At 63.1% G+C, this 23,343-nt stretch carries 17 protein-coding genes; 8 read left to right on the forward strand and 9 right to left on the reverse strand.

Annotated features, from left to right (window positions below; translation table 11 throughout):
• Nucleotides 1-18: 18 nt before the first annotated feature.
• The 5 genes from ACUYV6_RS08160 to ACUYV6_RS08180 all read left to right on the forward strand — a co-directional run bounded on the left by ACUYV6_RS08160 (nt 19) and on the right by ACUYV6_RS08180 (nt 4,761).
• Nucleotides 19-555: an amino-acid N-acetyltransferase gene (locus tag ACUYV6_RS08160; RefSeq protein ID WP_449278159.1), complete on the forward strand. Its 537-nt coding sequence runs from the start codon at nt 19-21 to the stop codon at nt 553-555.
• Between the two features lie 127 nt (nt 556-682).
• Nucleotides 683-1,306, forward strand: coding sequence for a hypothetical protein (locus ACUYV6_RS08165; RefSeq protein ID WP_449278160.1), 624 nt, complete (start codon nt 683-685; stop codon nt 1,304-1,306).
• Between the two features lie 42 nt (nt 1,307-1,348).
• Nucleotides 1,349-2,245 carry a LysR substrate-binding domain-containing protein gene (locus ACUYV6_RS08170; RefSeq protein ID WP_449278161.1) on the forward strand — a complete coding sequence of 299 codons (897 nt, stop codon included), beginning with the start codon at nt 1,349-1,351 and terminating at the stop codon, nt 2,243-2,245.
• A 139-nt stretch (nt 2,246-2,384) separates the two neighbouring features.
• A complete protein-coding gene (locus tag ACUYV6_RS08175; protein ID WP_449278162.1) occupies nt 2,385-3,587 on the forward strand; it encodes an acyl-CoA dehydrogenase family protein in 1,203 nt (400 codons plus the stop codon).
• 1 nt (nt 3,588) lies between these two features.
• On the forward strand, nt 3,589-4,761 hold the full coding sequence (locus ACUYV6_RS08180) for a CaiB/BaiF CoA transferase family protein (RefSeq protein ID WP_449278163.1): 1,173 nt from the start codon (nt 3,589-3,591) through the stop codon (nt 4,759-4,761).
• A gap of 11 nt (nt 4,762-4,772) precedes the next feature.
• Here ACUYV6_RS08180 and ACUYV6_RS08185 read toward each other — a convergent pair whose 3' ends face one another.
• The 4 genes from ACUYV6_RS08185 to ACUYV6_RS08200 all read right to left on the reverse strand — a co-directional run bounded on the left by ACUYV6_RS08185 (nt 4,773) and on the right by ACUYV6_RS08200 (nt 7,693).
• The gene (locus ACUYV6_RS08185; protein ID WP_449278164.1) at nt 4,773-5,354 is read right to left on the reverse strand and encodes a TetR/AcrR family transcriptional regulator; all 582 of its coding nucleotides are present in this window, start codon (nt 5,352-5,354) and stop codon (nt 4,773-4,775) included.
• 80 nt (nt 5,355-5,434) lie between these two features.
• Nucleotides 5,435-6,013, reverse strand: a complete 579-nt coding sequence (locus ACUYV6_RS08190; RefSeq protein WP_449278165.1) for a TetR/AcrR family transcriptional regulator — start codon at nt 6,011-6,013, stop codon at nt 5,435-5,437.
• Between the two features lie 175 nt (nt 6,014-6,188).
• Entirely contained in the window at nt 6,189-7,292 is a 1,104-nt protein-coding gene (locus ACUYV6_RS08195; RefSeq protein ID WP_449278166.1) for a low temperature requirement protein A, read from the reverse strand.
• A gap of 68 nt (nt 7,293-7,360) precedes the next feature.
• On the reverse strand, nt 7,361-7,693 hold the full coding sequence (locus tag ACUYV6_RS08200; protein ID WP_449278167.1) for a nuclear transport factor 2 family protein: 333 nt from the start codon (nt 7,691-7,693) through the stop codon (nt 7,361-7,363).
• Nucleotides 7,694-7,929: 236 nt separating this feature from the next.
• Between ACUYV6_RS08200 and ACUYV6_RS08205 the strand changes: the two genes are divergently transcribed.
• Nucleotides 7,930-9,171 carry an acyl-CoA dehydrogenase family protein gene (locus tag ACUYV6_RS08205; RefSeq protein WP_449278168.1) on the forward strand — a complete coding sequence of 414 codons (1,242 nt, stop codon included), beginning with the start codon at nt 7,930-7,932 and terminating at the stop codon, nt 9,169-9,171.
• A gap of 229 nt (nt 9,172-9,400) precedes the next feature.
• Here the strand turns inward: ACUYV6_RS08205 and ACUYV6_RS08210 are convergent, their stop codons facing one another.
• Entirely contained in the window at nt 9,401-11,341 is a 1,941-nt protein-coding gene (locus ACUYV6_RS08210; protein WP_449278169.1) for an RNA polymerase sigma factor, read from the reverse strand.
• Nucleotides 11,342-11,734: 393 nt separating this feature from the next.
• On the opposite strand from ACUYV6_RS08210, the gene ACUYV6_RS08215 reads away from it, so the two are divergent.
• A complete protein-coding gene (locus tag ACUYV6_RS08215; RefSeq protein WP_449278170.1) occupies nt 11,735-16,351 on the forward strand; it encodes a DUF7927 domain-containing protein in 4,617 nt (1,538 codons plus the stop codon).
• A 251-nt stretch (nt 16,352-16,602) separates the two neighbouring features.
• Entirely contained in the window at nt 16,603-18,414 is a 1,812-nt protein-coding gene (locus ACUYV6_RS08220; protein WP_449278171.1) for a VaFE repeat-containing surface-anchored protein, read from the forward strand.
• Between the two features lie 88 nt (nt 18,415-18,502).
• On the opposite strand, the gene glsA is transcribed toward ACUYV6_RS08220, so the two are convergent.
• The 4 genes from glsA to ACUYV6_RS08240 all read right to left on the reverse strand — a co-directional run bounded on the left by glsA (nt 18,503) and on the right by ACUYV6_RS08240 (nt 23,338).
• The gene (gene glsA, locus ACUYV6_RS08225; protein ID WP_449278172.1) at nt 18,503-20,302 is read right to left on the reverse strand and encodes a glutaminase A; all 1,800 of its coding nucleotides are present in this window, start codon (nt 20,300-20,302) and stop codon (nt 18,503-18,505) included.
• A gap of 153 nt (nt 20,303-20,455) precedes the next feature.
• A complete protein-coding gene (locus ACUYV6_RS08230) occupies nt 20,456-21,865 on the reverse strand; it encodes a class II fumarate hydratase (RefSeq protein WP_449278173.1) in 1,410 nt (469 codons plus the stop codon).
• Nucleotides 21,866-21,998: 133 nt separating this feature from the next.
• Nucleotides 21,999-22,673, reverse strand: coding sequence for a carbonic anhydrase (locus ACUYV6_RS08235; RefSeq protein ID WP_449278174.1), 675 nt, complete (start codon nt 22,671-22,673; stop codon nt 21,999-22,001).
• Nucleotides 22,670-23,338 carry a DUF4245 domain-containing protein gene (locus ACUYV6_RS08240; RefSeq protein ID WP_449278175.1) on the reverse strand — a complete coding sequence of 223 codons (669 nt, stop codon included), beginning with the start codon at nt 23,336-23,338 and terminating at the stop codon, nt 22,670-22,672. Before ACUYV6_RS08240 ends, ACUYV6_RS08235 begins: the two co-directional genes overlap by 4 nt.
• Nucleotides 23,339-23,343: the final 5 nt, after the last annotated feature.

Raw genomic sequence — 23,343 nt, forward strand, 5'->3', positions numbered from 1 at the left:
GATCGATAGGCTGAATGCATGACGTCGGCTTCCGAGATCAGCATCCGCCCCGCACGCACGCGAGACGTGCCGCGCATGGTCGAACTCATGGAGCCACTGGTCGAGCGACGTATTCTCCTCGGCAAAGACCTCGTCGTGCTCTATGAGGCGATCCAAGAATTTCTCGTCGCAGTTGATGCTGACGATGAAGTGGTCGGATACGGTGCTGTCCACGTGCTGTGGGAACATCTCGGCGAGGTCCGCACTCTCGGAGTGGCCGAGGAATGGCTGGGGCGGGGCGTGGGACATCGGCTCCTCACCGCGCTCGAGCAGCGCGCTGCGGGCTTCGGACTGACCCAACTGTTCTGCCTGACCTTCGAGGTGGAGTTCTTTGCGAGGCATGGCTTTGAGCCGGTCGGTGAAGACACCGAACTCGTTGCGAGCGAGGTCTACGCGGAACTGCTGCGTTCACCCGACGAGGGTGTCGCAGAGTTTCTCGATCTCGCCCGGGTCAAGCCGAACACGCTCGGGAACACCCGGATGGTGAAGACCCTCGAACTCCAAGCAACCAGCTGATCGTCACGGGTTCTCCTCCGAGTGAGTGAGTGATCACTGAGGGCGGGTCACCGAGGCGAAGCTGCGAGGTTCACGAACCTGCGCGCGTCTCCGCTGTCGCACATCGGCTCCCGGTTACCCTGAGGCCATGTCGTCGCTGCGAGACCCTGTGGGACCGAAGGACCGGAAGGTCTATATCCGGCGCAGAATCATTGTGCTCGCCGCGCTGCTCGGAGTTATCGCCGCCGTTGTGTTGATCATTGTGAAGCCCGGCTCCCAATCCCGCGTCGAGTCGGCTTCGCAAGTGTCGATGCCGAGCGATCTCGACGCCGAGGAGCGAGCGGCCGTCGAGCAGCAAGAGGGCGAGATTCCGGCTTGCAAGGGTGGGAATCTCGAGGTCATTCCGGTCACGAACGAGTCGAGTTACGCGGAAGGCGAGTTTCCGAAGCTGTCAATGACGATCGAGAACACCGGTGATGATGAATGCTCAGCCGACCTCGGTACCGCCGGTATGCAGTTCGAGGTGACGAGTGGGTCTGATCAGGTGTGGAACTCGGTCGATTGTCAGGAGAACCCGGAGAATCTCGCGGTGGCGCTGAAGCCCGGGCAGGTGCTCGAGACCGAGGAGATTGCTTGGGATCGCACGAGGTCGAGTGCGCAAACCTGCGATATCACTCGTGATCCGGTGGCGGCCGACGGTGCCTCCTATCATCTGCACGTCACGGCGGCTGGTGTGAAGGGCACGGGCAGCGCGCAATTCCAGTTGTACTGATAGTCGGATCTCCGGGGCGTGAAACAGGAAGTGGACTGAGGCATGGAGGTTCACAAGGCGCGAGCATTTCTGGCCGTCGCTGATGAGCTGCACTTCGGGCGGGCCGCGGAGCGCCTCCACATGGCGCAGCCTCCGCTCAGCCGTCTGATCCGCTCTATCGAGCGGGAGCTCGGTGCTGATCTTTTTGTGCGAAGCCCGCGCCGGGTTGATCTGACACCGGTCGGGCGTGCGCTCATCGAACCGGCTCGGGAACTGGTGATGCAGTCGGAGCGCATCAGCGACCTTGCGCGGCTCGTGCAGAACGGCGAGGCAGGACGAGTGAGTCTCGGTTTCTCGGGAGCCTCGGTGAACAGCGTTGTGAGTGCGCTGGTCCGTCGTCTTCGCTCGGAACGGCCCTCGCTGACGCTTGAGCTGCACGGCTTGCAGTTGTCGCATCGCGGATTGGCGCGAGTTCGCGAGGGGGCAATCGATGCGATTCTGGGGCGATGGGACTACTTACCGGATGATGTGTCGTCTGTGGTCGTGGCAGAAGAAGAACTGCTGGTTGCTCTGCCCGACCATCATCCGTTGGCGGCTGCCGAGTCGGTCACTGCAGAGGATGTTGCGGCAGAGCCGTGGGTCGTGCTGCCCGGGGGACGCGGAGCGACGCTCGCGAACCGTTTGCAGATGCTTGGCGCGCATGGCCGCTTTGTACCGCGGATCGTCGAGACCGTGGAGGACTCGGCGACGCAGCTGCTGCTCGTGGACGCTGGTGTCGGGTTGGCGCTGACCTTTTCGGGTGTGCGGGCGAGCATTCCTGCGCATGCGGTCGTCTTCCGGCCGCTGCAGCCGAGCCTGGGGACCGTGCAGACACGGTTCGCCTGGCGCAGCGACGACGAGAATCCTGCGCTTGCTGCAGTAGCGGAGGTCGCTGCAGCGCTGTATTCGACGCCGACCTGAGCTCTGAGAAGTCTGCGATACCTCTGAGGTATTGCAGGGCACCGATCTCGATACTTCACATCATGGCCGATCCACGCCAAACTGGAGGGAGATATGCGCGTCACTTCGCGCACCGACCCCACAACCGGAGAAATCACCCATGAGTGCTACTGCCGAACTTCCCGCATTCGATCCGCTCGATCCCGCCTCGCTCGACACTTTGCTGAGCGATGACGAGAAGGAGATCCGGACCGCAGTGCGTCAGCTGTGCGCCGATCGAATCGATCCGGAGATCGGAAAGTGGTTCGAAGCCGGTGAGATTCCCGATATTCGAGGACTCGCACAAGAGCTCGGATCGTTCGGGCTGCTCGGTATGCACCTCGAAGGTTACGGCTGCGCGGGGATGTCGGCTACCGAGTATGGACTCGCTTGCCTCGAGCTCGAGGCAAGCGACTCGGGTCTGCGATCGCTGGTGTCGGTGCAGGGATCGCTCGCGATGTACGCCATCTGGCAGTGGGGCAGCGAGGATCAGAAGAACGAGTGGCTTCCGCGTATGGCCACCGGTGAGGCTATCGGCTGCTTCGGTCTCACCGAACCTGATCATGGCTCCGACCCCGGCTCGATGAAGACGAAGGCGCGCCGAGATGGTGATGGGGAGCAGGCTGATTGGATCCTCAACGGCAGCAAGATGTGGATCACCAATTCGCCGGTGTCCGATGTCGCGGTGGTATGGGCGCAGACCGAGGACGGCGTTCGCGGATTCGTCGTGCCGGCCTCGACACCGGGGTTCTCGGCACCCGAGATCAAGCACAAGATGTCGCTCCGCGCTTCGGTGACCGGAGAGATCGTGCTCGATGAGGTGCGGTTGCCCGCCTCGGCCATGCTACCGAAGGCCCGGGGGCTGCGGGGACCACTGGCCTGCCTCAACGAGGCCCGCTACGGCATCACCTGGGGTGCGATGGGCGCAGCCCGCTCCTCGCTCTACGCTGCTCTCGACTACGCCAAGGGGCGCGAGCAGTTCGGCAAGCCCATCGCCGGCTTCCAGCTCACCCAGCAGAAGCTCGCCGACATGGCGCTTGAATACACCAAGGGCGTCATGCTCGCGATGCACCTCGGTCGTCTGAAGGACGCGGGCCGACTGCGCCCCGAACAGGTCAGCCTGGGCAAACTCAACAATGTGCGCGAGGCGCTTGAGATTTGCCGCACGTCGCGCACGATCCTCGGCGCCAACGGCATCTCGCTCGAGTATCCCGTCATTCGGCACGCCAACAACCTCGAATCAGTGCTGACCTACGAGGGCACCGTCGAGATGCACACGCTCGTCATCGGGCAGGCGCTCACCGGCATTCCCGCCTTCCGCTGAGATGGGAGGCAACGGCCCGCTGTCGGGCATCCGGGTGGCCGACTTCTCGCGCGTACTCGCCGGCCCGCACGCGACCATGATGCTCGCCGACCTCGGTGCCGACGTGATCAAGATCGAGAGCCCAGAGGGTGACGGGACGCGCCAGTGGAGGCCGCCCGTGAATGCCTTGGGTCAGAGCACCTACTTCGCGGGGGTCAACCGCGGGAAGCGATCTGTCGTCTGCGACCTGCGCAGTGACGAGGGACTCGCCCGCGCACGCGGGTTGGCGGAGACCGCCGATGTCGTCATTGAAAACTTCAAACCCGGGAGCATGGAACGCTTCGGGCTCGGATACGAGCGAATCTCGCACGTGAACCCCAAGGTGATCTATTGTTCGATCTCGGGCTTCGGGGACGAGGCAGGAGCAGATCTCCCCGGTTACGACCTGCTCGTTCAGGCGGTCGGCGGACTCATGAGTATCACCGGTCAGAGCGACGACGACGGTGGGGAACCCACGAAGGTCGGCGTCGCGTTGGTCGACATCATCACGGGGCTGAACGCGGTGATCGGCATCCAGGCCGCCCTGCGTGCGCGCGACGGACAGGACTCTCCGACCATCGGACAGGGGCAACACGTCAAGGTCACTCTGCTCGGATCGTTGCTCTCGGCGCTCGCGAACCAGGCATCATCGACCCTGGAGACGGGCGCCTCACCGGGTCGGCTCGGCAATGCGCACCCATCGATCGCGCCCTATGAAACATTCCACACTGCTGATCAGCAGATCGCGCTCGCAGTCGGCACCGATGGGCAGTTCGTCAGGCTGTGCGAGACCATAGGTGCGCCTGACCTCGCGGTCGACCCTCGATTCATCGACAACCCCTCACGGGTGGCGCATCGTTCAGAGCTGCGCGAGCTACTCGAGCAGCATCTGGCGAGGCGGACAGCGTCAGATTGGATCACCGCGCTCACTGCAGCGAACGTGCCGGCAGGGCGCGTGAACACGATCTCTCAGGCAATCGAACTCGCTGAGAGCCTCGGGTTGGGTGCAGTCGCGGAGACGTCGGCTGCCGACTCAGACGGCTCTGAGCATACGCTCCGGTCGATTGCCACACCCATACACTTCTCCAAGACTCCGGCCCAATACGGGCCGCCGCCTCCTGCTCTCGGTGCGCATGATGAGGCTCACTGGCGCTAGCTCAATCAAGATTATGCGCGGGGAGGGAACCATCCCGAAGGCAGAATCTCGAGCACGGTGTGGCGCATAGCCTCGCGACTTACACTCTCCTCGCGCAGCCAAGCCTGGATCGCACCGACGAATCCGTGGGCGTAGAAGCTCGCCAGAACCTCGTCGTCGAGCTCGCGATACTCGATGGTGTGGGGCACATAGCTCGCGAGGAATCCGCGGAAGGAGTCCGTGAGGTGGTCGGCGAGCACGTGCTGAGCGGTATTCTCAGCGGGTGCGTTGAATGAGGTGTCGTAGATCGCGCGATGCGACTCGACGTGCGCAAGGATCTGCTCGAGCACGTTCTGGAAGATGATGCGAGGGTCCTCTTGCTCGGCGTCGATCGCAGAGTACAGCTCATCGCGGATCGGATCGAGCTCTGATGCCAGCAGTGAGGCGAGTACGTCTGCGGGAGCGTCGAAGTGATTGTAGAAGGTGGCCCGGTTGATACCGGCAGTCTCGGCGAGCTGAGAGACGGTGACTTCTGCAACAGAGGTGTCGGTCGCCAGGTCGGCAACGGCCTCGTGCAGGGCTGAACGGGTGCGGATCACACGTGCGTCGGTCATGATGCGGCCTTTCTGGTCTCAGCGGAAGAGACTGTTGCATTCAGAGGATACTGAAGAACCTGATGGTTCGGTTGAGAATCTCAGCCTGAGGGGACGAGCCAGGGAGGAGCGCTTGACAACGCCGCGGTGGTGAATCGGGCGCGATCCGAGGTTCCGGAGAGGATCCACGCCTTGATTCCGCCGGTGAGGCCGTGCGCGAGGAGTCGTGCGACGATATCGAGGTCGATCTCGGGCAGGGGCGGTTCGGCTTTCGAGCGTTCTGCGAGATACATGCGGATCAACTCGGTAAGGCTGTCTGCGAGGAGGTTCTGAACCACCCCGTCGTGCGGGGCGGAGATCGTGGTCTCATAGACCGGACGAAAGCGGTCGACATGATCGAGGATGCTGAGCAGAGCCTGCTCGAGGTGCGTGAGGGTCTGCTCGCCGTTGCTCTCGTAAGTGCGTGCCCAAGCCTTGCGCACGGGCGCCAGATCGCGGTCGAGCGCGGCCGAGAGCGCCTCGTTGGGCGAGTTGAAATGCTTGTAGAAGGTCACTCGGTTGATCCCAGCTGTTGCTGCGAGCTCGGAGACCGTGATGTCGGACATCGGGGCTCGCGCCGCGAGCTCGATAATCGCGTTATCGAGCGCAGCTCGGGTCCGAATCACTCTTGCATCAGTCACACATCCACTGTATCCAGCGGCTGGTGGATATTTGCGGTGAGAGTAAAGATTTCATAAATTTCTACACTCGTAGCTTGACGGACCTTTCGGCAGCGTGTAGTCGAGCTACAGGTGCGTGGTATTGGTGGGGAATCGACCCCGGTCTCAGCCTTGCTCCCGAAGCTGTGCTCTGGGCTCAGGAGGGAGTCGTGCGTCGTGCACGGTGCACCTCGATCGCAGTGACTGCAGCGACCACGCTGGCCGCGGAGCCGATGACGGTGACCACTGGTAGCAGCGCCGATGCGAGGGTTCCTGCCGCAGCTGTGAGGAACACTGCAGCAGCTATTGCCGAGAGCCTGGGGCGCAGGAGAGTACTCCAGACCACCACCATGAATATCGCGACGGGCACCGCAAGTACGAGCGATGCTGTTCCCGGGGAAAGGTACTCAGAGTGGCCGGTGAGCAGGTCCAGTTCAACCTCAATGCCTGCTGAGATTGCTCCGACGGCAGCGAACAGAAAATAGTGCGCGTATCCGAACGCGAACCCGGTGCGGGGCGAGTCTAGGAGGTCTCCGTGCTCGTGAGAAAAATACATCCACCAGACCCCAGCTGCCAGTACGAGACCCGCAGCGGCAAGGCCCACAATGCCTTCGATGTGATCACCCTCTTGTAATGCGTCGATCACTGCGTTCGCCGAGGCAAGCAGGCTCTCGCCTAGGAGAATCAGTACGAACAGGCTGTATCTTTCGGCGATGTGGTGCGGGTGCCATGGCGTTGCTCGAGCACGCTCTGCCCAAACTGGGACGAGCAGTTCAAGGATCATCGCAGGCCAGAATGTCCAGAACTGCACTTCTGGGGGAAACACGATGCGAAGCACCCATAAACACTGCACAACGATGATGCCGGCTGCGTAGCGGAGAGCGACTCTGCGCAGCGAAGGGTCCGATATCGCGAGCCGCACCCATTGGGTGACCATCGCGAGCCGCATGATCACGTACCCGAAGGTCACGGTGCCCCAGTTGCCCGCGGCCATAGCGTCGTGCACTCCTGCGGCGAGGACCAAGACGCCACCCATTTGCACGATGGTGGTGAGACGGTAGAGCCAGTCATCGGTGTCGAATGCTGATGCGAACCAGGTAAAGTTCATCCACGCCCACCAGACTGCAAAAAATATCATCGAGTAGGCGAGCGTGGTCGAGGCTGCGTGACCCTCCGATATACCGTGGTGGAGGTTCTGCGAGGCCTGAGAAACAGCTATCACGAATACGAGATCGAAGAAGAGCTCGAGAGGGCTCGCCACGCGATACGACTCGTGTGGGTCACGACCCGACATGCGTATGAGGCCGAAACGGCCGAGTAGGGCGGAGCTCACGCGTGTGGAGGGATGCGGAACGATGCGATCCGGTCGCCCGCGATAGTCACGAATGCGGTGGATTCGCCAGTGAAGACGCGACTTACCCACCTGAACCTGACCTCCGTGACATCATCTGAGGTGCTTGCCTCGAGAATGGTCATCTGCGCCCCAGCTCCGATGGCGTCACTCATGGCCCACGAGCGCACGCCCTCTGGTCCGCTCAGTACGCGACCCCAGTCATCAACGAAACCCTCGGCTGTGAAGGCCGCAACGAAAGCGTCTGTATCGGCCTCGTTGATCGAGTCGACGAAACGCTGCAATGCAGCAGGAATACGAATGTCGGCCATGAAGTAAATACCTTTCGAGTCCTGTTGCCTCGACAGTGAGCACATGCCAGGGTGAGGCGAAGTGTAGCACTGAGCCTGCGCACCCCCGTAGGGCCCAGAAGCCGGTGCGGAGGTGAGCGTAGGATCTCTCCGCTCAACTTCTGCCTCCCTTCAAGACCACGTAGCGAGACTCCGGAGGGGAAACAGGGCTAGGTGCACTTCTGTACTCTTCGGGAAGCGTCGATAGGGTGAATTGCATGAGCGCACGCACGATCGAAGACCTGCTGCCCGACTCGTTGCTCGAAGACCTGCGTAGCCGCGCCGGCGATTACGACGCTCGGAACGCCTTCTTCGCGGAAGACTTCGCCGACTTGCGCGAGACAGGGTATCTGAGCGCACCCGTGCCAGAGGAGCTCGGGGGAGCGGGGCTCCGGCTCGAGCAGCTGGTCACCGCGCAACGCCGCCTCGCGACAGCAGCTCCGGCCACCGCCCTCGGGATCAATATGCATCTGGTGTGGGTGCAGGTCGCCCGATTCCTGTCAGACCGTGACATCGACACGCTCGACTGGGTGTTGGATGATGCGGTCGCGGGGGAAGTCTTCGCGTTCGGTATCTCTGAGGCAGGGAACGATGCCGTGCTCATGGATGCTGTCTCGACTGCCGTGCGTGAGGAGTACGGGTACGAGATCAGTGGGACGAAGATCTTCACCACTCTGTCGCCGGTGTGGACTCGACTCGGCGTGCACGCGAAGCATCAACAGCCCGCGACCGACGTACGGGAGGAGGGAACGGAGGAGCTCGTCTTCGGTTTCGTGCGCCGAGATCGAACGGCGCTCGCCGCAGCGAACGGGATCGGCGATACGACAGAGGGCTCTTCGGGCCTCGTACACGGCAGTATCACTCATCCGGGGGAATGGAACCCGCTGGGCATGCGTGCGACTCAGAGCTGGACGACCGTGCTCGACCGAGTTCGCATGGCCGACTCGGACGTAGCAGCGGTGATGCCGCCCTTCGAGGGGACGCACCCGCTGGTGCTCGGCATCTTCTCCTCGTTCTCCCTATTGACAGCCGCAGTCTACGCGGGGATCGCAGACCGTGCGCTGGAGATCGCGAGTGAAGCCGCGCGTACGCCGACGGGAGCGCAGCGAGATGATGCGGACGAGGTCCGTCTCGATGACCCCGACACCGCTTCGCGGCTCACGGCTGCCCTGCTCGATCATCGATCCTCACTCGAGGCTCTCGAACTGCTGGCGCGAGACATTGACGAGCAGCGCCCACGAACTGATTGGCCCCTGGCGCTCGCGGCATGCCGCAATCGAGTTACCGATGAAGCGCGTCGAGCTATTGATGTCGCGATGCGACTCGTTGGGGCACGCGGGTTTCAGGCTGACAGCGAACTCGCGCGGCTGTACCGCGACGTCCTCGCAGGACTATTTCATCCGTCGAGTTCGCGGGCGCTCGCCGCGAGTATGCGGGCCGCAGTTTCCGGTCGTGGATGACCCACCGGGCAGGTCGAAGTCTCCGCAGGAATTTTCTCGTCTAACGTCGTCATCACTTGAGTCGTTCAGACTCTCATAGGGTGGACGGCAGTTCTCCACGCAGTCCCCCGATTGTGCTGCCGTACCACTGTGGTCGGGACCTTGCGCACCCCCTGGCGTCGGGTCCCGACCGCATTCTCGACCGCGGATGATGCGCTGCAAGCGGTCCGGCCGATCCTCCCGCGCCGTCTCAGAGGTCGGCGAGCACCTCGATCTCGATCGCATCCAACGTCGGGTCGGGGGCCCACGGCTCCCACAGCACATCCGGATCCTCCACCGCAACGAAGCGCTCGGTGGACACCGTGAAGTACTCGTCGGAGCAGACCCGGAAGTTGAGCGCGTAGAACCCGTTCTCGAAGAACCTGAGGCGGATCCGCGTGGTACCGCTCTCTCCCAGGTCGATGACGGCGTACTCATCGGAGAAGGGCAGCGCCAGGCACACCGCGCCCGCTGCCGGTCCGGTCACCTCGATCACGACTCCCGTGGACCGGGCCTCGTCGATGAGCATCTGCTCGCCGATTTCCGGGAGCAGCCCGCGAACATCGACCGGGAGCAGCGTGAACGATCCCGTCTCGGCGAGGGAACTGTCGGTTTCGGTGAAGGCCCAGACAGTGTACTCGTAGGTTCCGGCACGCGAGGAGAGCAGCCGCAGGTCGAAGGACCACGAGCCGTTCTCCGCGACGGTCGGCGCGTACCGCGCGTTTTCGAACTCCACGATCACCGAGGCGCCGGAGGAGGTGTGTCCCGCGAGAACGGGAGCATGGTAGTCCTCCACGGTCCTCGGCGTGGACAGGCCGGGGGTCAGCTCGGTGGATGAGTCGTCGCCGGAGCCCCGCGGGCCGGGCGAGTCGTCGTCAGGTCCTAGGGGCTGAGGGCGGGTCAGCGTCTCCATTTGCTCTGGGATCCGGGTGAAAATCGGCTCGGGGATGTCGGGGTTCGTGTTGCCCCGCCCCAGGCGGTCTTCGGTTCCGGCTTCGGGGGCGGGGAGGCCGCCGTCCTCGGGGGCGATCGTGGTCGCGACCCCCTTCCAGGGTTCATGCGTCCGCGAGGTGTTCTCGGCATCGTCGGCTCGGTCGCCGCTCCGCTTCCCAGCGTCGTCTCCCGGATCCGCCGTGGAAGTGGAAGACGTGCTTCTGTCGTCGGACGAGGTCCATGCGACGCTGGGGAACAGGTTCCCGAGCGTGAGGCCTGCGACGAGCACGCCTCCGATGAGGAGGCCGGCGCCGGTCATGCCGCCGACCAGCAGTGCGCCTCCGCCTCCGAGCGTCGTGACGCCGGCCGCGGTTCCACCGTCGACGAGGGGACCGGCCTTGCTTGCGGGGATCGCCCCCGCAAGGGCTGCAAAACCATAGGCTTTAAGGCTCTTCGAACGAGTCGACTGGTATGTGGCCCGCAAACTCTCGAACAGTATGTGACACTCATCGCAGTCAGGCAGATGCGACTCGATCCTCCGCCGTTTCGCAGCGCTGAGTGGCCGTTCACTGGTGATCATCTCGGGTAGCAGCGCAGCGGTGTGGGAGTCGTCGGTTCGGAGGTGGGGCGGGATCTGGGCGGTAAGCCACTCCCGCTTCAGTCCTTTCCTGGCCCGGACCAGTAATGCTGCGACGGCGTTGGGCTTGATCTCCAGTTCAGCGGCGACATGCTTGTGTGACGCGTCCTCTATCTCGACCAGCCAGAGCACTCGCTGCCATCTCTCAGGGAGGGCGCGAAAAGCCTCGAGCACTTCGTCGGCCTCGGCTTGGCCATTCAGAGCAGCGAGTCCGTCCTGTGCATCTACGAGTTCCGGAAGATTCAGAACCTCGACGTCGAGCCCCGTGATTGTTCGGTTTCGTGCCCCTTCCCATTTCGCAGCGAGGTTGCGGATCACCGTGAAAAGGTAGGCTCGAAACGATTGCTGAGGGCCGTTGCCCGAGACTGTCACCTGGTGGTACACCCTGAGGAACGCTTCGGAGGCGAGATCCTCGGCATCCTGCGAGACGCAATTGCGCGCAAGCGTCAGCGCCGCATCGATGTGCCTTGTCCACAGTGCGGTGTATGCGCTGTCATCGCCGTTGCGCAGCCGCGTGAGTAGCGCCGCATCGATCTCTGAAGATGTGGACGCAGCATCGTGCGTACTTCGATCGTCCTCCATCGTGATCCTCTCCCCGGGAATCATCCTGACCGATTGCGAAGGAATGCACCAGACCTAGTGGACAGAGTCCTCCCCTTAGTCGAAGAGAGTCGGACATCTTGAAACAGTGACGCAGACCTCCAAGATCTATCGCCCGAGGTGGCCTTCTGAGATCAAGGCGTTGTCACCCAAGGCTTCGGAGAATTAAAAATTCAACACCTGCGTCACATGTTGACGTATGGTGACTCTCAACCTGTATGCGGCTTATTCAGCCGCGGATAGCAGCTGAAGCGTTCAGGGCTTCGGGCGAGATGGAAGGGGAACGTTGTGACGACACTCATGGAGAGAGGCCGTCGACGAAGGTTCTTAGCAGGTCGACAGCCCGCACGGAGGGGCCGGACGATCCTGGCGCTCATGGCGGCTCTCACGCTTGTCGGGATGCTCCTCCCGGCGAATGCCCAACCGGCTCAAGCGGCAGGGGGCACGCTGAACCTATCTGTGCAGGCAGTCAACCCGACGGTGAAGTCGGGCGAGGGTGCCAGCTTCCGAGTCCAGTGGAACTGCTCCGGTTCCGGCACGTGCGACAACGGACGCATCGAGGTTCCGGTACCCGCGGGCATGCCCGGCTCGGACGCGTTCCCCGACGGGGTTCCTCTCTCGATCACGAGCCAGAGCGGAATCACCGGCGGCACGTCGGCGATCGAGGGCGAGGCTCCGAACCGAGTGCTGGTGTGGAACCTACCGTCCGTCGTCAACACCGGCGCCTCCGGCACCGTCACCTTCACGCTGACCCCGCCGAATTCCGTGACTCCGAATGGCGCGACCATCACCCCGGTCGCGACGTTCACTGCGGATGGAGCGACCACTGTCACCGCGAACGCGGACGGTGTCGAGCGGACCGTCGTGGAGTCCGTGGTCTCGCTGAGGACGTCGAAGCGAAAGAGCTCGCCGACCGATGTGCCCTACGTGGAGCAGCAGGTGACCTACCGGATCATGGTCGGCTACGAGACGCAGTTCCCCTCGGGCGGCGATCCGACGCAGTACAGCCAGCGGATGACCGACGTCTGCTCGACACTCGGGGTGCAGGCGCTCGAGAATCTGACGCTCGTCGACACGCTGGAGCCCGGCGCCGAGTTCGTTTCGGCGACCATGGGCGGCGCATACGATCCCGCGACGAACACCGTAACCTGGAACTTCGGCTCCTCGATCAGCGACACCGCGCCTTACGCGTGCAACACGGGCTCCGGAGTGTTCGGCTGGAGTCCGCCGCAGGTCACGGTCAAATACCCCTCGCCCGAGTTCGCCGCCGACCCCAGCCCGACGGCCGTCACGAATTCCGTGGTCGCCACCGCGAACGCGTGGGGGCAGCCCGACGTCGAGCTGAGCTCCGACCACTCCACCTCGCACGGCCTTCGTGAGGGAAGCGCGGGCGCGACGGTCGCCAAGGGGCCCGGATACGATTGGGCCGTAGGCAACCCGCTCTATCGAGGCATCAGCCCGGGCAACCAGAACATGATCTACGAGCTGGTCGGCACGTCGTTGGACTCCCAGCCCGCACGCTGGCAGTTCGTCGACATGATGCCCTGCGAACTCGTGTCTCCCATGGATCCCGACGATACCGACTGCGCGACCCCTGGGTTCATAGATCTGAATTTCTCTGCGAACCGGGCGCTGCCCGAGCTCGACATCGCCTGGACGACGAATGCCGGAACCACCGGGGTGTGCACCATCCCCGCCGGGTCCGACGCGAGTGATGAGACGAAACGCTTCTGCGTGGGCACGACGGGCGGAGCGACTCCGGCCCCGGGCGTTCCGTCCGGCGAATGGATCACCAAGATCGAGGTCGACACCGAGATCCCGGCGTTCGGGGGAGGCCGGATCTTCATCCACGGCACCCCCAATCCGGATCTGACAACCGACAACGTCGACACCGAGTACCATAATCCCGATCTCGACGTCGACCGATCTGATGTGCACCCCTGGTTCGTCACAGTCGAGAACTGCCCGATCAGCAACACCATCACCTTCCAGGATGGGCGCGTCTGGGACCAGGAGGCGCACATGCCACAGGTCGCTGGAGACAACGGCGGAATCTGCGGCTATCGCCAGGTGATGACCGAGCCTGTCAATCTGCGTCCAGTGAAGTCGATCTACGATCCGACGCTTCCGGGGACTCCGCCGGCCGTACCGGCAGTGCAGACCGGCAACTCCCTGACGGTTGACCTTCGGATTCAGCGCTCGAATCAGGGACCGAACAGCGTTGTCTCGCCGTCGACGTTCACCCCGACCATTACTGAGTTCCTGCCGGCGAACCTCGTGTTCGACGCGGAGTCACTCGAGATCGTCCCAGCGGATGCCGGCGGCTCTAGCGCAAACTTCGTCACGGATCTGGGGGAACCTGCCGTCGACGTCGAAACGGTCGATTTCGACGGCGAGGATCGTCAGAGGATCACGATCACCTTCCCAGACGCCGATATTGCGCCTGGCATGCAGGTAGGCAATCCGAGTGCATTCGCGCGTTTTGCAGTGACGGTGCAGGACGGCACTTCAGCCGGCACCTACACGAATCACTATCTCGTCACCAGTGATGAAGCTGGCCCGGGTATTGGTGAGACCTACTTGAACTGCTCGACAGGTACCATGGTTGATGTCGATATGAATCCGACTTCCGATCGCAACCTTGCGATCGGATGTCTTGCGCAAGCGAACTACACGGTGCTCCCCGTTCCCGGTGCGAAGGTAACGAAGACGGTGCAGGGCGCCTACGACGAGCAGCCGATCGAGGCACCGGGTATCGGAGCGACGAGCATCGGCGCTGGGGGCGACTACGTCATCAACATCGCGAACTCCGGTTCCGTCAATATCACGGATGTTGTCGCGTACGACATTCTGCCGCACGTAGGTGACACTCTGATTCTCCCGGGGAGTTCTGAACCGAGGAATTCGGAGTTCCCGGTCCGACTCACCGGTGCGGTAGATGCACCGACGGGCGCGTCGGTGCAGTACTCGGTGAGCGACAATCCGTGCCGTGGCGACCTTGCCGGCACCGGTGGCGGTGCGGTGGCGAGTGCACCGGCCGACTGCGACAATGATTGGGCTGCATCGCCTCCCGGCGGTGACTTCTCCGCGGTGACTGCGATCCGAATCGACTTCGGCGATCGCGTGTTCGAAGCCGGCGAAGCCGAGCAAGTACAGCTCGACGTGCACACCGCAGTTACAGAAGGCGACGCACTCGACGGAGTCGCGTGGAACAACGCGGCAATCGTGGCTAAGGAGGCCTCCTCTGGGCGGTCGACGCTGCCGATTGAGCAGACGCCGGTCGGCATTCAGGTGATCCCTGATCTGACCTGGAACAAGGTTGACGAGACCACTGGAGATCTGTTGTCAGGGTCCGTGTGGCAGCTCGCTGCTGCTGACGGAGATGACCGTGATGGATTCCCGATGGCGATCACCGACTGCACCGGCCTCCCGTGTATCGGCGCGGATGAGAATCCTGCAGCTGGACAGTTCACTCTGACCGGCATCCCGTGGGGTGAGTACACGCTCACCGAAGTGGTCGCGCCTGAGGACTACGCTCTTCTCGAAGAGCCGATCGATGTGAACATGAGCCCGGCGAATGTTGATGCGGGTACTTTCACCTACGCTCTCGGTGATATTGAGAACACGTTGCAGCAGGGCGAGTGGACCATGGAGAAGACCTCCGATCCGGCTTCGGGATCCGAGGTTGCCCCGGGAGACACGGTGGCCTACACATTGACCGCGACGAATGATTCGGAATATCAGGTGACGAATGTCGTCATTTCCGATGATCTGAGCGAGGTGCTGAACCACGCGGAGTTCGGCACGTTCGTTGAGGACGATGACGGCAAGGCGACACGTAGCGGCAACGACATCACTTGGGATGTCGGCACGCTCGCAGCGGGAGAAACCCGCACCGTGACGTATACGGTGACCGTGAACGAGGATGCGCTCGGCGTTACGATTCGAAACTCGGTAACCGGCGACGCCGACGTGCCGCCAGAGGACTGTGCGCCGGATGACCCGTGCGAGACGACGCACGAGACCCCTGCTGAGTGGTCGCTGTCGAAGACCTCTGACCCGGCCTCCGGGACTGTGGTCAATGTCGGTGACACGGTGACGTACACGCTGACAGCGGTGAACGACTCGCAGAAGTCTGTTGACGATGTCGTGGTGACCGATGATCTCAGCGATGTGCTGAATAACGCCGAGTTCGGATCGTTTATCGAAGACGACGGTGGTAAGGCAGTCAGGTCCGGGAACACGATCACGTGGGATGTCGGGGAGCTTGCTGCAGGCGAGACCCGGACGGTCAGTTACTCGGTCGTCATCAATGACGACGCGAAGGGAGTGACGATCCGTAACGTGGTGACCGGAGAGGGCGAGGTTCCGCCGACCGATTGCACGCCGGATGATCCGTGTGAGACTTCGCATGGCACTCCAGGCGAGTGGTCGCTGTCGAAGACGTCGGACCCGGCTTCGGGAAGTCAGGTGAAGACAGGTGACACCGTGAACTACACGTTGACAGCGGTGAATGCCTCGCAGAAGTCTGTTGACGATGTCGTGGTCACCGATGATCTCAGCGATGTGCTGAATAACGCCGAGTTCGGATCGTTCATCGAAGACGACGGAGGCACTGCCGCACGTTCAGGAAATACCATCACCTGGAACATCGGGGAACTCGCGGCCGGCGAGACTCGTACGATCACCTACTCAGTGGTGATCAACGAGGATGCGTTCGGTGCGACGATCCGCAACGTGGTCGTGGGCGAGGGATCGATACCCCCTGAGGATTGCACGCCGGATGATCCGTGCGAGACGACTCACGAGACCCCCGAGGCGCCGGTGGCTCCCACCACGCCTGGGACCAATCCGCTGCTCGCCTCGACAGGTGGTCCCAGCATGCTGCTCGTCGGTGGCATCGCGCTACTCCTGGTGGTCGCGGGTGCCGTGGTCATCGCGGCGAGGGCTCGTCGCTCGGACAGCAGTCGCATCCCTGACAGCACTGAGTAGTCGATTCCGGTGACAGTGGCCCGAAGCGTCCCGACTGCATGTCAGGATGCTTCGGGCCACTGACCCTCACATCACCAGATGTACACAAGTACCCAGGTCATTTCACGGCGACTTCTAGGATCAAATGATTCAGATAACGAATGAGAGATTGAAACCGTATGAGTAAGGACATCAATTCGGTAGGAGTTCGGTCTCCGCGCCGAGGAATACTGAAACGGGCCTTGGCGGGCCTCGCAGCAGTTGTGATGATGATGGGTGCTCTGGTCCTGTCGACTTCCGCTGCTCAAGCCGAACCTGAGGCGGGTGGCACTGCTTGGATCGGGGCCAAGGAAGGCTATGGAGGCACCGGGCTCTGGCCGGTCTGGGCAGAGACACCGGCTGACCCGGCGAACCCCGGAGAACCGGATTTCTGGACTTACTGCCTCGAGCATGACGTCTCCGCTCGGACTGGACTCGAGGGCTCGGTCGGAGATCTGGGAGACTACCTGGGCTCGAACTACTTTGCCGACCCTGCGATCCAGGGCAAGGTGCTGTGGGTGTTGAAGCACTCCTATCCGGCGATGAGTCTCGAGGCCTTCGGCGAGGCATCCGGGGTGCCGGGGATTTCTCGCAATGATGCGATCGAGGCGACGCAGTACGCGATCTGGCGTTACACCGACTTGACCTGGGATGCCTCCTGGTCGTTCGAGACCCCCGACTCGCAGACGGCGTATTGGTACCTCGTGAACGGTGCGAATGCCAGTGGCGGGCTGACTCCGGCGGATTTCGAGACCACAGTGTCGGTCACCGGGCCCGCAACCGCGCAGACCGCCGATTCGTTGGTCGGTCCATTCACCGTTGCGACGAACCAAGCGACCGTCCGGGTCGTGGCGGACCCCGCGCACACGATCGTCGACGCGGCTGGTGCTCCGATCGACACGAACGCGGTCGTCGACGGCCAGCAGTTGTATCTCGACCTGCGTGGAGACACCGCTGCAGGTTCGGCAACGGTCTCCGCGTTCGCGCAGGGGTCTTCGGCCTCGGGTCTCGTGCTCTCTGCCCCTGCCACGGGGGGCGGTGCTCCGACCACTGATAACCATTCGCAGACTCGGATCATCGTCGCGAATCACTCCACGGAGACCTCGGCGGCTGCGGCAGTTGAGTGGACCGCCGAAGAAGAGTCCTTCCCGGTGATTGGTACGTCGCTTGTGGATACTGCTGATGGTGATCGGGTGTTGGCCTGGAATGGTGGTGTCGTGCGTGACACGGTCGCCTACCAGAATCTGGTGCCGGGTACTGAGTACACCGTTTCGGGTGAGTTGATGGACAAGGCCGATGGTGCGGGTACCGGGATCACTGCGGAGCGGACGTTCACTCCGACTGAGGCGAACGGTGAGATCGATCTCGAGTTCACGGTTCCTGAGGGGTATTCCGGGTCTGATCTGGTGGCGTTCGAGTGGTTGTTCGAGGGCGACGTTGCGGGTGACCGTGAGGATGCTGTGGCTGAGCACACCGATATTGATGATGCGGCGCAGACGGTCACTGTTGAGGAGGCGCCCAGCGCTTCGGAGCCGGTGATTGGTACGTCGCTTGTGGATACTGCTGATGGTGATCGGGTGTTGGCTTGGAATGGTGGTGTCGTGCGTGACACGGTCGCCTACCAGAACCTGGTGCCGGGTACTGAGTACACCGTTTCGGGTGAGTTGATGGACAAGGCCGATGGTTCGGGTACCGGGATCACAGCGGAGCGGACGTTCACTCCGACTGAGGCGAACGGTGAGATCGATCTCGAGTTCACGGTTCCCGAGGGGTATTCCGGGTCTGATCTGGTGGCGTTCGAGTGTTTGTTCGAGGGCGACGTTGCGGGTGACCGTGAGGATGCTGTGGCTGAGCACACCGATATTGATGATGCGGCGCAGACGGTCACTGTTGAGGAGGCGCCCAGCGCTTCGGATGCGCAGGAATCGGCAACGAAGGACGCTCTGAGCAAGACCGGTGGCTCTCTTCCAGCCTTCGGTTTGGCTATCGCGGCTCTGCTGATTGTTACGGGTATTGCATTGCCGCTGACCGCCCGCCGATCGTAAGATCTGGTCGGCCAGCCTCACCCTCTGAGGTGCCGCGAAGGCCCGAAGCATCGTGACTGCTTGTCACGATGCTTCGGGCCCTCTCTCTTTATTCCCTGAATCGGGTCGCGAGCGCGCCGCTGAGTCGATCCACTCGCACCGAAGCATCGCGTGCCAAGGCGCGCCACAACAGCACAGCCAGTCTCGGATCCTCGGTCTCGAGCCGTTCGATGACTTCTGATTCCAGCACCATGATGTCGACGAGACCCTCCGCTTTCACCGTAGTTCCCTCGCGCTCATCATCACCGATCACGGGCTCACCGAAGGTCATCCCGGCGCCCAGCGTCCGCAGCCTGAAACGAGTCCCATCCTCGCGGGTCGCGACGATGTCGACGAGCCCTGAACGGATGAAGAACAGGCCGCCGAATCGTTGGCCGACACGTCGAATGACCTCCCCGTCCTCGTAACGACGGGCGGTCATCAACGAAACGAGCTTCGCCGCATCCGCGTCGTCGAGTCGCGCCAGAACTGAGGAGTCCGTCACCGACACCGCTCGAGGCAGCGCCGAGGGGCCGCCGTAGCGCTCCAGCAGCAACTGCTCGCAGATCGCGATGGCGTGATCGTAGGAATCAAAGCACCGTATGCCATCGGTGGCGACCCCCTCGAGCACCTGCTCCGGGTCGATGAGGAGTACCCTGCGATCCGAATCCCGAAGCTCGGCAAAGATCGCGTTGATCATGCGAAGACCGACAGCGCCCACCTCGTCGACATCGCGCGCGTCGACCACGATGAAATCGATATCGGGATCAAGCGCCGTGAGCTCCCGCACCACACTCTCGGTGCCCGCGAAGAACAAGTCTCCGGTCAGTTGGAGCACGAGAGCTCGGCGGCTGTGCTCTCGCAGCACCTCGGCACCCTCCTCGGTGCGGCGGATGTTCGAGGGCTCATGATCGATCGTGTGCGATGACTTGATCGACGAACGGCCGGTTCGAGCGGCCCGAACGAAATGCATCTGCATATCGCGCGAGATGCGACGGCACGCTGCGACCCCGCGCACGCTATTGCCGTGCCTGTTCAGCGGCGGTGAGTAGACGGCGAGACCGGCCTGACCCGGAAGCACCGCCATGATGCCCCCGCCCACCCCAGATTTCGCGGGCATTCCGACCTGTGTGATCCAGTCGCCCGCATCGTCGTACATGCCCGAAGTCATCATGACCGACAGCACCCGTTCCACTGCTTCGAAGGGCAGTGCCTCGACACCGGTGATCGGATTCGTCCCACCCGCGGCAAGGGTTGCTGCCATGATCGAGAGATCGTGGCAGGTGACCTCTACTGCGCACTGACGCAGATAGATCTCGAGAGCGCGAGTGGGATCGTTCTCAATGATGCCGGCCGAACTTAAGAGGTAGGCGAGTGCGTGGTTCCGGTCACTGCGAGACCGCTCGGCGCGGTACTCGCGCTTGCTGCTGCGGAGCTCACGAGCAGCGAAGTCGGAGTATGTGCTCTCGATGCGCTGAATCGGCGAGCGACCCCCGGAGCCTTTGATCAGCGAAGCCACGGCGATCGCACCGGCATTGATCATCGCATTTGCGGGGCGACCGGTATCGGGATTCAACGAGATCTCATTGAACGGGTCTCCCGAAGGCTCGACATCGACCTTCTCATCGACGGCCTCGGCGCCGAGGTCTGCCAGCACCAACCCGTAGCTGAGCGGCTTCGAGATGGACTGGATGGAGAACGGCGTGCGAGTCGTACCGACCTCGTATACGTGGCCGTCTGCCGTGGCGAGGGCGATGCCGAAATCATCGGGGTCTGGCGCGGTCGAGGCGAGCGGAGACGGCGTGCCATCGCTGAGCCGAGCGAGCTCCTCGTGTACTCGGCGCAGGTACTTCAAGACCGGCGATTCCATACCGTTGAGCTTAACCGTCGAGGGTCTCAGGCGCGCGGGTGAGGAGTGCTGGCGGTGCGAGAAGCGGCGGAGCGCCGGAAACTTCGGAGCGCCGGAAGCGGCAGAGGGGCTCGAGACCTTGCGATCCCGAGCCCCTCTGTCTGAGGCGCAGCCTTACTTCGCGACGCCTGGGTGCGTCATCGACAGCAGATCGAGGGCCTTGTCGAGGTCGGCCTCGGTGACGTCGCCACGTTCGACGTAGCCGAGATCGACCACTGCCTCGCGCACGGTAATGCCCTTGGCGACCGAGTGCTTTGCAATCTTCGCGGCCGCCTCGTAACCGATGAGGCGGTTCAGCGGGGTGACGGTCGACGGGCTCATACCCGCGAGCGTGGCCATGCGCTCGACGTTCGCCTTGAGGCCGTCGACGGTCTTGTCGGCGAACACGCGTGCAACGTTCGAGAGCAGGCGGATCGACTCGAGCAGTGCGGTGCCCATGACGGGAATCATCACATTGAGCTCGAAGTTGCCGCGGGCGCCGCCCCAGGCGATGGTTGCATCGTTACCGATGATTCGGGCGCACACCATCAGTGTTGCCTCGGGCACGACCGGGTTGACCTTGCCGGGCATGATCGAGGACCCGGGTTGCAGATCCGGGATGTGGAGCTCTGCGAAACCGGTGTTCGGGCCCGACCCCATCCAGCGTACGTCTTCGGCGATCTTCGTGAGCGAGACGGCGATCGTGCGCAGCGCGCCCGAGGCCTCGACCAGGCCGTCGCGGTTGGCCTGGGCCTCGAAGTGGTTGCGTGCCTCGGTGATCGGCAGACCGCTCGACTGCGCGATCTCGGCGATGACCTTCTCCGGGAAGCCGAGCGGGGTGTTGATGCCGGTGCCGACGGCCGTGCCGCCCTGCGGCACCTCGGCGACGCGGGGAAGCGCGGCCTCGATGCGCTCGATCCCGTAACGGATCTGCGCGGCGTAACCACCGAACTCTTGGCCGAGGGTGACCGGCGTCGCATCCATGAGGTGGGTGCGCCCCGACTTCACTGCGTCCTTCCACAGTTCGGCCTTCTTCTCGAGAGCCTCGGCCAGATGCTCGAGCGAGGGCTTCAGCTGCTCGATCAGCGCGCCGGTGACCGCGATGTGCACCGAGGTCGGGAAGACGTCGTTCGACGACTGCGATGCATTGACGTGGTCATTCGGGTGCACCGGCGAGCCGAGGTGCTTCGAGGCGAGGTGCGCGAGTACCTCATTGGTGTTCATGTTCGACGAGGTGCCCGAGCCGGTCTGGTACGTGTCGACCGGGAACTGATCGTGGTGCTCGCCCGCGATGACCTCATCGGCAGCGGCCACGATCGCCTGGGCGATGGGAGCCTCGAGAATTCCGAGCTCCTGGTTCGCGATGGCCGCGGCGCGCTTGATGCGGGCCAGTGCCACGATCTGAGCGGCTTCGAGCCCGGTACCCGAAATGGGGAAGTTTTCGACGGCGCGCTGCGTCTGTGCGGAGTAGAGGGCGTTCTTCGGGACGCGCACTTCGCCCATCGTGTCATGCTCGATGCGGTAATCGGTATCAGTCACGGTCATCCTTACTCTTCGTCTTCCTGCGCGGACTCGCAGGATCTGATCGTGCATTCGGTTCTCAGTAGTGGGTCCTGCGACTCGTTGGGCTCGCGCAGGGTGTCGGGGGGCAAGGGGGGCAGGGGAGCGACGAGGATCCCTAGAGGGTCGGCGCCAGATCGATCTCGAGGTGGCCGACAGCGGTGTAGGGAACCGCGCGACCCTCGGTCAGGCGGTACTGGCAACCGACGATCGCGAGTTCTCCTCGATCGACGGCATCGCTGATGGTGCGGGAGGCGCGGAGCAGCTGATTGACGGTCGAGGCCAAGTGGATCCTGCCCGCCGCATTCGCGTCGATCTTCGCCGGATCGACATATGGGGTCTCATGCTGCTCGCGGTGCCACAGCTGCTGTACCGACGGCTGGATCGGAGCCAGCGTGTTCGCGATGGTCTGCGTGACTTCGCCCGGTGTACGGCTCGACTGATCGATCGCCGCAGCAACGGCGCCGCAGGAGTCGTGCGCGAGCACGACGATGAGCGCCGAACCGAGCTCCGCCACCGCGTACTCCATAGACGCTGTGATGGATTCCGCGACGACGTGCCCCATGTTACGGGCGATGAACAGATCGCCCAGGCCGCAGTCGAAGATGATCTCGGCGGCGAGGCGGGAGTCCGAGCAGCCGAAGAGCGCCACGTCGGGGGTCTGCGTGTTGACCAGTTCGCTGCGGCGCTCGACATCCTGGTTCGGGTGGTTCGAACTGCCGCTGATGAAACGCTCATTTCCGGCAATGAACGCGTCCCAGGCCTGCTGCGGGGTGACACGGGGTGTGGTCATGGAAGCTCCTTTGCGACTGAGGCTGCGAGGGTGCGGATCGTGCCGCTCGTATCTGTCCCGTAGACGAGCACAACCGTGTCGGCTCCATCTTCCCGGGGGGTCGAGGTCTGCATGCCGAACAACATATTGGCATCGTCAGCATCGCGATCCGAATGATCGTAGACGGTCCAGTCGAAGCCGCCCATCTGCTCTGCACCAGTGGGATCCTGCTCCTCCAGGTGTTCGGCGACCCAACGCTCCGACACCTCGGAGCCGTCTTCCGTGAAAGCCTGCACGACAGCCGCGTACTGCTCATCCGCGGTCGTGTAACCGACGTACCAGAAGGTCACGCCATCGGCGTCCGAGTATCTGAGCTCCGCCTGCTTCGCTTTCCACCCCTCGGGCACGTCAGGCGCGACCAGGTCGAGGCCCGTGCCGGCCGAGGCCTGCTCAGCGAGCTCTGGGACGTCGACCGAACGGTCCGAGTACTGATCGACACCGCGCGGCACCATCAGGAAGATCACGAGCATCAAGCCGAGGCTCACGAGCAAGGAGAAGACCAGGTTGTTGACTGTCTTGCGCTCCCGGTACAGGCGGCTGTCGCGAGCCTTCCGTGCCGAAGTCTCCTCCGCAGTCTCGGGACGCCCGAGCTCTGCAACGACGACGGGGGCCTTTTGCTTCTTCACCACGG

This window comes from Leucobacter sp. GX24907 (assembly GCF_053567335.1).

Excerpts from the sequence above, each read along its gene's own strand:
- ACUYV6_RS08215 (WP_449278170.1), top strand. The coding sequence starts at position 11,735 with ATGGCGGCTCTCACGCTTGTCGGGATGCTCCTCCCGGCGAATGCCCAA.
- ACUYV6_RS08210 (WP_449278169.1), bottom strand. The coding sequence starts at position 11,341 with ATGGAGGACGATCGAAGTACGCACGATGCTGCGTCCACATCTTCAGAG.
- glsA (WP_449278172.1), bottom strand. The coding sequence starts at position 20,302 with ATGGAATCGCCGGTCTTGAAGTACCTGCGCCGAGTACACGAGGAGCTC.
- ACUYV6_RS08160 (WP_449278159.1), top strand. The coding sequence starts at position 19 with ATGACGTCGGCTTCCGAGATCAGCATCCGCCCCGCACGCACGCGAGAC.
- ACUYV6_RS08165 (WP_449278160.1), top strand. The coding sequence starts at position 683 with ATGTCGTCGCTGCGAGACCCTGTGGGACCGAAGGACCGGAAGGTCTAT.
- ACUYV6_RS08185 (WP_449278164.1), bottom strand. The coding sequence starts at position 5,354 with ATGACCGACGCACGTGTGATCCGCACCCGTTCAGCCCTGCACGAGGCC.
- ACUYV6_RS08200 (WP_449278167.1), bottom strand. The coding sequence starts at position 7,693 with ATGGCCGACATTCGTATTCCTGCTGCATTGCAGCGTTTCGTCGACTCG.
- ACUYV6_RS08230 (WP_449278173.1), bottom strand. The coding sequence starts at position 21,865 with ATGACCGTGACTGATACCGATTACCGCATCGAGCATGACACGATGGGC.
- ACUYV6_RS08235 (WP_449278174.1), bottom strand. The coding sequence starts at position 22,673 with ATGACCACACCCCGTGTCACCCCGCAGCAGGCCTGGGACGCGTTCATT.
- ACUYV6_RS08170 (WP_449278161.1), top strand. The coding sequence starts at position 1,349 with ATGGAGGTTCACAAGGCGCGAGCATTTCTGGCCGTCGCTGATGAGCTG.
- ACUYV6_RS08180 (WP_449278163.1), top strand. The coding sequence starts at position 3,589 with ATGGGAGGCAACGGCCCGCTGTCGGGCATCCGGGTGGCCGACTTCTCG.
- ACUYV6_RS08205 (WP_449278168.1), top strand. The coding sequence starts at position 7,930 with ATGAGCGCACGCACGATCGAAGACCTGCTGCCCGACTCGTTGCTCGAA.
- ACUYV6_RS08175 (WP_449278162.1), top strand. The coding sequence starts at position 2,385 with ATGAGTGCTACTGCCGAACTTCCCGCATTCGATCCGCTCGATCCCGCC.
- ACUYV6_RS08220 (WP_449278171.1), top strand. The coding sequence starts at position 16,603 with ATGGGTGCTCTGGTCCTGTCGACTTCCGCTGCTCAAGCCGAACCTGAG.